This is a genomic window from Paraburkholderia sp. CNPSo 3281 (genome assembly GCF_024206515.1).
Lineage (GTDB): Bacteria > Pseudomonadota > Gammaproteobacteria > Burkholderiales > Burkholderiaceae > Paraburkholderia > Paraburkholderia nodosa.
The window spans coordinates 1-8,684 of record NZ_JAMBPS010000111.1; the positions used below are offsets into that span (position 1 = coordinate 1).

Here is an 8,684-nt window from a genome sequence, read left to right on the forward strand (position 1 = left end):
TTGAACATCCTCTGTAACGGCAACGTCGGCGGCGGGCCGCGCCGGCCCCGGCTCAGGTGCGGCAAGACAAATTGCCCGAACTGCGCTTCACTCAATTTCGTGGGAATCGCCTGCCGGCCATGGTTTGCAGCCATTTTCGCATCCGCAAAGCCCTGACTTTAACCGCTCCCCCCTCGCCAGCTCCGAAAGCCATTCCCGGTGGGGCTCGCAGACAAATTCGGCCCCTTCGGAAAACCCGCAATCAGTTGAACAAATACGGGTATGGCCAGCGCGCGCTGGTCGAGTCGCAGATCTCGCGCATCAAGCGCTGCCTCGGCGCGCGGCTACTGACGCGCAAAACCAAATCGCAGCAGCGCGAGGGCGTGATTATCGCGAACCTCGTGAATCTGTGGAACAGCTTCGGCAAGGCGGTCTGCGCCAAGACGGCATAGTTGCGCCCGCAACCCAATGGGCGCATACCCTGCTGAACAAAGCCATTACGAATCTGCATTCGAAAAGTCGAGAGTAAACGCTAAATTCCGGCCGTTAACAACCCCCATCACGCCGGTGCATCGCTCAATGCGTTTTCGGGCGAACAGTTGCTACTGCGCCACTTCTGTATAAAGCGATCATCGCTCTGGCTCACAAGATGATACGGTTGATCTTCCTGCTACTGACACGCAAAGTCGCGTATCACGACCCGCAGATCGACTATCAGGCCATCGGCGCGAAGAAAAATGCACCCCGCTGGATCAAGCAGTTGAAGGCGATCGGCCAATGGCCGGACGAGGCCTCAGCCTCTGTCACCACCTAACCGTCGCCACAACGAGGGGTCGGGCATGGCGATATTTTTACTCGCGGGCCACGCGAGGGGGCATGCACATGCCCGCACTACCCAGCTTTCACGGTAACGAGATGCCTTTACCCAGCTCACCTCTCCGCCTGTTTTTACACCTGAGAAAAACCTGCAACCAGTAGTACGGAAGTAAACCGCCAGTCGTCCTTTATCGCTGCGCAGAACATCGACGATGCACGCGTTCGTCATGCCGGTCGTTCGCGTACATTCATTTGCGATGCGAATCAGTGTTATCCAAACAATTGATTTTGTAGCTTGAGGCGAGATGCCGCATAGTCGCTTCCTGCGACGCGCGGCACAGCGCCCGACTATCCGTGCCGGAAAGAGAACTTTCCTGACGTGCCCCGATGCAAGCGACGCTATCGGAGCGGATATCCATCTGAACGTCAAAATCAATTTTCTGCGGGAGCGGATACGAAAAACCATCGGAGCCGTGGCAATGACTGTATCGATCGTGATAGTGGGTGCCGGCTTTTGCGGGACGATGAAGGCCACATGGCTACCATCGGATCAAACCGTAAAGCCCCTATCGATCGCACGGGTCGATGACAGCTTTAGCGTTTCGCGCGGTATTTCTCGATTTTCGATATCAATAAGAAAAAATGGACAAGCGAAGAGTCGTCGTCACCGGTCTTGGTGCCATTTCCCCAGTCGGGATTGGCGTCGAGGAAAATTGGTCGAATGTCATTGCCGGCCGCAGTGGAATCGGTCGGGTCACCTTTTTCGATACGACCGATTTCCCGGCGCAAATCGCTGGCGAAGTCAAGGGGTTCGACGCAACTCGCTTCATTTCGGAAAAAGAGGTCCGCCATATGGATCGCTTCATCCAACTCGGTGTCGTGGCCGGCATGGAAGCATTCGTCGACAGCGGCCTCAAAGTGACCGAGGCAAATGCCTCCCGGATCGGCGTTCATGTCGGGTCCGGAACCGGCGGCGTTCAGACCCTCGTCGATACTGCCTTCACGATAAGGGACAAAGGGCCGCGGCGGGTGTCCCCATTTTACGTGCCCTCATCCATCATCAACATGATCGCGGGGCATCTCTCGATCCGGTACGGGCTCAAGGGACCGAATCTCGCCATGGCGACGGCGTGCTCGACCGCCACTCATGCGATCGGTGACGCCGCCCGGCTGATCGAGTATGGTGACGCCGATGTCATGATTGCAGGTGCTGCGGAGGCGGCGATCACCGAGAGCAGCCTCGCGAGCTTTGGCCGGGCCAAGGCGCTCTCGACGCGCAACGAAAGTCCCGAGACAGCGAGCCGCCCGTGGGACGCGGAGCGCGACGGCTTCGTGCTAGGTGAAGGAGCCGGCATCATCGTGCTCGAGGAGATGAAGCACGCGCGCCGGCGCGGCGCACGGATTTACGCGGAATTGGCCGGATTCGGACTGAGCGGTGAGGCATTCCATATTACTAGCATACGGGTCAGGGTACCCGAATATGGGGGCGCGGAACGCGTCTGCTTTGGAAGCAGGCGAGGGGCGCGTTCCTGGAAGCATTAGCGAAGTCAGGCAGTCCCCTTTGGTCCGTCCAGACGCACGGTTGAATGCCGTCGAGGACGGCCTGCACACGGTTGACCGAGGGCTGCTTCTGCAAGGTGACAATGCCGTACCCTCAGTATGTTGCATTGCACAATGCTGTCTGGTATCAATTAGGATTCCCCAGTCTATACGCGCAGGAATCCACCAGAGGCATCCCTGCCTCGATTGTCCCTGCGCCATTCCACGATTCCGTTCGCACTCCGACAGGCAGATTTATCTGCAGTCATGCCTGCGACGATCGTCGGCCAACCTGTCGAGGAGAATGTATTGGCAAGTCCAGTTCGCGACGATTCAGCATCCCGCGTGATCGCGGTTACGGCAAAGCGCGGCCGCCCCGCGCCAAAGGGAAAGCCCCGGGCCGTAGAGACACCGCTGGACATCGAGTCGATGGCGCGACAGGACGAGGAGCGTCAACGCCAGATGCGCGCGCTGATCGCGCTTGGCCGTGAGCGCGGCTATCTCACGCACGTGGACATCAACGATCACCTCTCAGACAACGTTACGCAAACGGCGGCAATGGAGACGATCGTCGGCACGTTCAGCGACATGGGGGTGGCGCTGTACGAGCAGGCGCCGGACACGGCGACGCTCCTGTTAAGCGACGCCGCGCCCGCCGAGGCATCCGACGATCAGGCGGACGAGGAAGCGCAAGCGGCACTGTCAACCGTCGATTCCGAATTCGGCCGCACGACGGATCCAGTCCGGATGTACATGCGCGAAATGGGCGCCAGAGAACTGCTGACCCGCGCCGCCGAAATCGAGATCGCAAAACGCATCGAAGACAGCCTGCAGGCCATGATTCAGGCAATCGCGGCGTGTCCGACGGTTCTTGCGATCATTCTTGCCGATGTGGACCGCATCGTTGCCGGCGAACTGCGTACCGACGAACTGGTCGATGGTATCAGCGACGCGGTGAGCGAAAGTGCAATAACGCTGGACTTCGAAGAAAATGGAGGGGAGGCCTCCGCCTGCGGCGATGACCCGGACCTTGCGCCGGACGCCGGGGATCCGGAGGCAGCGAATGCAGCCCGCCTCGAGCAACTCACGATCGACAGTCTTGCGGTTTTTGCACGTGTGCGGACACTGTTCGGGCAATTGCCGGATATGCGTGCTACAGGCAAGGCGCATTCCGCGGCCGTTGCGCGCGTGCGTCCGGCGATCCAGCGTGAACTGGCGCGGATCCGCTTTACGGCCAGAACCATTGATCGCCTGTGTGCCGGTGTGCACGAACAGATGACGGAGGTTCGGGCGATCGAGCGCAGTATCCTGCAAATCGCCGTCGAGCGTTGCGGCATGCCACGCGAGTCGTTCGTGGAGGCGTTCCCGGGCCACGAGACCGACCTTGAATGGACCCGCCGCATGGCGGCGACTTCGCGACAGTTTGGCGCGGCGCTCGAGCGACATCGGCCGGCCATTCAGGCCGGGCAGCAGAAACTCGCCGACATCGAGACCAGGGTCTCGCTGCCACTGCAGCAGCTCAGGGAGATCAACCGCAGGATGAGTGGGGCGGAATCGAAAATGCGGCAGGCCAAGCGGGAGATGACCGAAGCGAATCTTCGTCTGGTCATCTCGATTGCCAAGAAATACGTGAACCGCGGCATGCCGTTCCTCGACCTGATTCAGGAAGGCAATATCGGCCTGATGAAGGCGGTGGACAAGTTTGAATACCGGCGTGGCTGGAAGTTTTCGACGTACGCCACCTGGTGGGTCCGGCAGGCTGTCACGCGAGCGCTTGCCGATCAGGCGCGGACCATTCGTGTGCCGGTGCACATGATCGAGACGATCAACAAGCTGAACCGGATTTCGCGTGAATACCTGCAGCAGACGGGACAGGAAGCGCATCCCGCCGTCCTTGCTGAACGTATGGAGATGTCCGAGGAAAAAGTGCGCGGTATCCTCAGGATCGCGAAGCAACCGGTGTCGCTCGAGACCCCCGTGGGCGACGATGCCGACGCGACGCTCGGCGACATGATCGAGGATCTCTCTGCGAGTTCACCGGTTGAGGCCGCGATTCACGCAAACATGCGTGCCGCAATCGATGAGGCGCTCGACGGGTTGTCGCCACGCGAGGCCAAGGTCCTGCGGATGCGATTCGGGATCGATACAACTTCTGAACAGACGTTGGGAGAGGTCGGCGAGCAGTTTGGCGTGACCCGTGAACGAATTCGCCAGATCGAGATCAAGGCGATGCGCGCGCTGAGGGATCCCAGTCGTGCTGACAGGTTGAGACCGTTCCTCGAGCTCTGAGCAAAGGCGGAGGGCGCGCCCCCCGTCGATGCCCGGCTCCAGACCGGCAGTGATCCTGCATCGGCCGGCTCGCTGGGTGGCCGCGTTCGCAGCCCGGAAAACTTACAGCGGCGTGATGTTCGCTGCCTGTTTCCCCTTGGGGCCCTGCTTGACTTCAAAACTCACCTTCTGGCCTTCCTGGAGGGATTTGAAACCCGCGCCCTGAACCTCGGAGAAGTGCGCGAAAAGGTCTTCGCCACCATCGTCTGGCGTGATGAATCCAAAACCCTTCGAATCGTTAAACCACTTGACGGTACCTGTTGCCATGTTCTGAATACTCCTGGGAAGACGGGTTGTAGAGGATGCCACGGGCCAGGGCCAGACGTGTAGAACACCGGAGCGACCGCAGGGCTGGGGTCGTCCGAGGCCCGAAAAGCACAAAGCCCGCTCGATGGCGGGCTTTCGCTGGTGAGGGGCGACCGGATGCGCGCCGGGATTGCCCACATCGTGCCCAGGCTTGGGAAAAATGCTTGCATCAAGTAAGGCGTGAAATCGCGGAAAGCGTTACCGGGCTCTGGTTGCGGGGGCAGGATTTGAACCTGCGACCTTCGGGTTATGAGCCCGACGAGCTGCCAGACTGCTCCACCCCGCGGCGCGGAGTGTACGCGCACGGCAGCGGCGCGTCAAACAAATCCTGCTGGGCGATCAAGTGGTCTGAATGAACGGGGCCATCTCTTGCTGCCAGGGCAACGACAAACTAAGTTGACCGGTGTGTTGCCCACATGCCTGTTACGTGCCAACACGCGACAGGAAGTCCGACCTCCAGGCCGTTAGCTGTTGCTTCATGGCCGCTCCCGACCACCGGGGCCGTGCCCGACGGGCGCGTCAGCTGCATCGTGATCGCCCTGGTTAGGCCGGCATCAGTCGGATCCCGGAAAGCGTAGACTTGCCGACTTCCATTCGCCGTTCAAGGTAGTCTCCATGTTGATGAAAGCCCTGCGTCTCGGTCTCGGCCAGTTAATTTTACTCAGCGACGCCGTCAGTCGCCCACGCTCGCAGCGCCGTGGGGCGCAAGGTCAGGCGGTTGTAGAAAAAGAAGCGGCGTGCCTATCGCTGTATCAGTTCCATGCGTGCCCCTTCTGCGTCAAGACCCGGCGCGCCCTGCATCGTCTGAATGTGCCGATGACGCTGCACGACGCCAAAAACGATCCCATCGCACGGGATCGTTTGCTGGCTGGCGGTGGCAAGATCAAAGTGCCTTGCCTGCATATTCAGGAAGAGGGCCAGTCGCGCTGGTTGTACGAGTCCAGCGCCATCATCGCCTGGCTGGAGCAACGCTTCGCCGGGATCGCGTGATCCTTCTCGCGCGGGCATGAGGCGGGTCAGCGACCGGAACCGGTCGCACGCTGCCGGACCAGGGCGCCGTCCACTCGAAACACTACGTTCACTGCACGCGTAGGGGAGAGCGTGGTTGGGGAGGAAGATTTTGCACGCTCTCTTCTACGTCAGACGATGACGTCTGGATCGGCACTTAGACTGGACACCGAATGATTTGCGACTAACGATTATCGCCGGTGCCTCTCGGCCTCAGCGGGTCAGCCCGGCAGCCACCCGCAGCGGCAACGCGCATGGCTGATGCACACCAGCCATGCGCTGAACCATACGAGAGAGCACGGTTCGCCTGTTTCGCACGCCGTACAGCGAGATCGCCCGCGTTTGTGCCGTGGCGTCTGCAATCGTCTGTTCGAGCTGCATCAACCACACCCTGGCGCGAGCGCACCTCGATTCAAGTCGCCCTGGAGGGGAATGCATTGCGTCTGTTAGAGCCGTCTCAAAGGCGACTATTCGTCAGCCAGTGACCGCAGGAATGTTGGAACCTTCATCTTGCTGATTGTCTGCAATCGGGCCATGAGAGCGTGATCGATCCGATCGAGTCCGTAAGTTTCCGCAATGTCGCGTTGCAATCGGCACCAGAGGTGACAGGCCATCTCGGCGTCGACCATTGCCCGGTGAGCGCGGCCTGACTTCGGCAACCGCAGCATCTCCGCCAGGCTGGATAAGCGGTGACTTTGAGCATGTGGGTAGATACGCCGCGCCGCGAGCATCGCGCACGCAAACGACTGTTCCATTGCAAAGCCGAGAAGCCCGAGTTCTGCCTGCCAAAACCGCCTGTCGAACCCGGCGTTGTGGGCGACGACCGGATGTTTGCCGACAAACTTTACCGCTTCACTCATTACCTTTGAGGCCGGAGGAGCCGATGCGATCATGTCGTTTGTGATCCCGGTGAGAGCGACGACATCGGACGGTATGCGTCTCCCCGCGTTCATCAAACTCTGGAAGCGGTCGACGATTTTGCCGTCACGTAGAAGGATGACCGCAATTTCGGTGGCGCGGTCGCCCACGGCGGGGGACAGTCCCGTCGTCTCAAAGTCCAGAACCGCAACGGCTTGCATGGCTAAATCCTGTTGCTTCATACTTCATTGCATGATCGAGCCGCGAGGTTATCATCTTCTGGCCCGCGGTAGGCCTGTTTAGCCCGGGAAGCGATCATCTTCGCCAGTTCACTGTTTTGCCTGGCACGAACGATGTACCCACAAGCAACCCTCCCGGTTATCCAAACCGTCGCGGACGGCATTGATCCGCTCACCGGTGAAGTGCTGCCCGTTCAACCAGCCTGACGCCATCCGCGCGCTGTTCGCGTGCGCCCGGGCGCTCGCACTGATCGCGGATTCACGGATTCAGCGCGCAATCGGACCAATTCAGCTGTCCTTCATCGCACCGTCCGATTGACGTTACCCGAGCTCGCATCGCCGAACCGGTACAAACGCTATGCCGACATTGATTCGACGCCATCCGGGAGCTTGTGCAGCCGGCTGTTTTCCCGGTAGGGTTACGCGGCCTGGAACGCGTTAGCCGGAGTCTGGCTGTTGCTGTAATTCGTCATGAATTTCGCTACGACGATCGAAGCGGATACGAAGACGCCGGAAGTTGTGGAGCCACGAATGAGTCCGTTCTACCACACAGCGGAATTTGCCCAGGCCGCTGCCATGTTCAGTTCGACGCCGTGCGATCACCGGCCTGATGCCACGATCACGCAAGCGCTGGCGATGTGCGTCGGAGTCGTAGCCGCGATCGCCGTAGATGACCTTGGGCTTGCGAAGTGGTCTGCCGCGCGTACCACGAATCGGGGGGATGGCGTCGGCCAATGACAGCAATTGGGTGACGTCGTGACGGTTTGCGCCGGTCAGGATGACACTGACAGGTACTCCATTGGCGTCCACGAGAATGTGGTGTTTCGAACCTGGTCGCGCGCGATCCGTCTGGTTTGGCCCAGTTTTTCGCCCGCCCCAACAGCTCGCACAGAGGAAGAATCGACGGCAGCATACGAGAGGTCCAGTTCGCCGGATTCGCGCAGCTTGTCGAGCAGCAGCGCATGCAGCCTGTTCCAGCCGCCCGCCTTCTGCCATGCATCCAGACGACGCCAGCAGGTCGCGCCCGAGCCAAACCCCAATGCGCTCGGCAAGTGGTTCCATCGCATCCCAGTGCGTAACACGAACAGGACGCCGTTGAGCGCTGCCCGGTCCGACACACGAGGTCGGCCTCGACGTTCATTGTGTCGACGCTTCGGCTTCTGCAGTAACGGTTCGATCAGTGCCCACAATTCGTCGTCAATGACCGGCGCCTGCATCCCCTCGGTCTCCGTTGTCTGGACGGCTGAGGTCAACATCGCGCCCGGAAAGTAAACAGCCCCTCGCAGCGATTTTTTAGCTGGTCTCTTATTCACCAGAGGAAGGATTTCATGAGCAAACAGGAACTGATTGACGCCGTCGTATCGTAAGCGGCAGTTTCTCCTCACATAGATCCTGATCTGAAAACAGCGCAGGATGTGTCCACGGTTTTTTAATGGACACACCCTTCATGGACGAGAACTGCGCAGATTTTTTGCCCTTGCGTGCGACCAACGTTGGTGTCGAAGGCAAGCGGACTTTCGACAAGCGTGACAAACAGAGGCTGATTGAAGCCTGCCTGAAGCCGGGCGTGTCGATCGCGGGTATGGCGCTGAAGGCGGGCGTGAACGCCAA

9 protein-coding genes and 1 tRNA gene are annotated in these 8,684 nt (G+C 60.0%); 5 read left to right on the top strand and 5 right to left on the bottom strand.

The features are described 5' to 3' along the window. Positions 1 to 71: 71 nt before the first annotated feature. The 4 genes from M3I56_RS39960 (at position 72) to rpoD (ending at position 4,623) form a co-directional block, all read left to right on the top strand. Positions 72 to 431 carry a hypothetical protein gene (locus M3I56_RS39960; protein ID WP_254346477.1) on the top strand — a complete coding sequence of 120 codons (360 nt, stop codon included), beginning with the start codon at positions 72 to 74 and terminating at the stop codon, positions 429 to 431. Positions 432 to 628: 197 nt separating this feature from the next. Further along, entirely contained in the window at positions 629 to 793 is a 165-nt protein-coding gene (locus tag M3I56_RS39965; protein ID WP_254346470.1) for a hypothetical protein, read from the top strand. A gap of 644 nt (positions 794 to 1,437) precedes the next feature. Further along, entirely contained in the window at positions 1,438 to 2,337 is a 900-nt protein-coding gene (locus M3I56_RS39970; protein WP_375541884.1) for a beta-ketoacyl-ACP synthase II, read from the top strand. Positions 2,338 to 2,601: 264 nt separating this feature from the next. Continuing rightward, positions 2,602 to 4,623: an RNA polymerase sigma factor RpoD gene (gene rpoD, locus M3I56_RS39975; RefSeq protein WP_254358551.1), complete on the top strand. Its 2,022-nt coding sequence runs from the start codon at positions 2,602 to 2,604 to the stop codon at positions 4,621 to 4,623. Positions 4,624 to 4,725: 102 nt separating this feature from the next. On the opposite strand, the gene M3I56_RS39980 is transcribed toward rpoD, so the two are convergent. Beyond that, on the bottom strand, positions 4,726 to 4,929 hold the full coding sequence (locus M3I56_RS39980) for a cold-shock protein (RefSeq protein WP_133198258.1): 204 nt from the start codon (positions 4,927 to 4,929) through the stop codon (positions 4,726 to 4,728). 248 nt (positions 4,930 to 5,177) lie between these two features. Next, positions 5,178 to 5,254, bottom strand: a tRNA-Met gene (locus tag M3I56_RS39985). 329 nt (positions 5,255 to 5,583) lie between these two features. On the opposite strand from M3I56_RS39985, the gene M3I56_RS39990 reads away from it, so the two are divergent. Then, positions 5,584 to 5,958: a glutaredoxin gene (locus M3I56_RS39990; RefSeq protein ID WP_254358552.1), complete on the top strand. Its 375-nt coding sequence runs from the start codon at positions 5,584 to 5,586 to the stop codon at positions 5,956 to 5,958. A gap of 231 nt (positions 5,959 to 6,189) precedes the next feature. Here the strand turns inward: M3I56_RS39990 and M3I56_RS39995 are convergent, their stop codons facing one another. From M3I56_RS39995 to M3I56_RS40005, 3 genes are all read right to left on the bottom strand, one after another. Continuing rightward, positions 6,190 to 6,357 (bottom strand): hypothetical protein, encoded by a 168-nt coding sequence (locus M3I56_RS39995; protein WP_254358553.1) that lies wholly within the window; start codon positions 6,355 to 6,357, stop codon positions 6,190 to 6,192. A gap of 86 nt (positions 6,358 to 6,443) precedes the next feature. Further along, a complete protein-coding gene (locus M3I56_RS40000; RefSeq protein ID WP_254358554.1) occupies positions 6,444 to 7,055 on the bottom strand; it encodes a PolC-type DNA polymerase III in 612 nt (203 codons plus the stop codon). A gap of 456 nt (positions 7,056 to 7,511) precedes the next feature. After that, a protein-coding gene (locus M3I56_RS40005) for an IS5 family transposase (protein ID WP_254358555.1) occupies positions 7,512 to 8,290 on the bottom strand; the annotation gives its coding sequence in 2 pieces (ribosomal slippage) (positions 7,512 to 7,951 and positions 7,951 to 8,290; 780 coding nt in all). Positions 8,291 to 8,684 lie beyond the last annotated feature (394 nt).